At 55.5% G+C, this 517-nt stretch carries 1 rRNA gene; it reads right to left on the bottom strand.

The window, feature by feature from the left end:
• A 23S ribosomal RNA gene (locus IE264_RS37810) occupies nt 1-517 on the bottom strand; the annotation flags it as partial.

Below are 517 nucleotides of genomic sequence, written 5' to 3'. Positions count from 1 at the left end.
CGGAATCACTTGACCAGTGAGCTATTACGCACTCTTTCAAGGGTGGCTGCTTCTAAGCCAACCTCCTGGTTGTCTCTGCGACTCCACATCCTTTCCCACTTAGCGTACGCTTAGGGGCCTTAGTCGATGCTCTGGGCTGTTTCCCTCTCGACCATGGAGCTTATCCCCCACAGTCTCACTGCCGTGCTCTCACTTACCGGCATTCGGAGTTTGGCTAAGGTCAGTAACCCGGTAGGGCCCATCGCCTATCCAGTGCTCTACCTCCGGCAAGAAACACACGACGCTGCACCTAAATGCATTTCGGGGAGAACCAGCTATCACGGAGTTTGATTGGCCTTTCACCCCTAACCACAGGTCATCCCCCAGGTTTTCAACCCTGGTGGGTTCGGTCCTCCACGAAGTCTTACCTCCGCTTCAACCTGCCCATGGCTAGATCACTCCGCTTCGGGTCTAGAGCGTGCAACTCAATCGCCCTATTCGGACTCGCTTTCGCTACGGCTTCCCCACACGGGTTAAC

The sequence above is a fragment of the Streptomyces microflavus genome (assembly GCF_014650075.1).
GTDB lineage: Bacteria > Actinomycetota > Actinomycetes > Streptomycetales > Streptomycetaceae > Streptomyces > Streptomyces microflavus.
The sequence above is the reverse complement of the archived record's forward strand: the minus strand, read 5'-3'. Positions and strand labels throughout refer to the sequence as shown.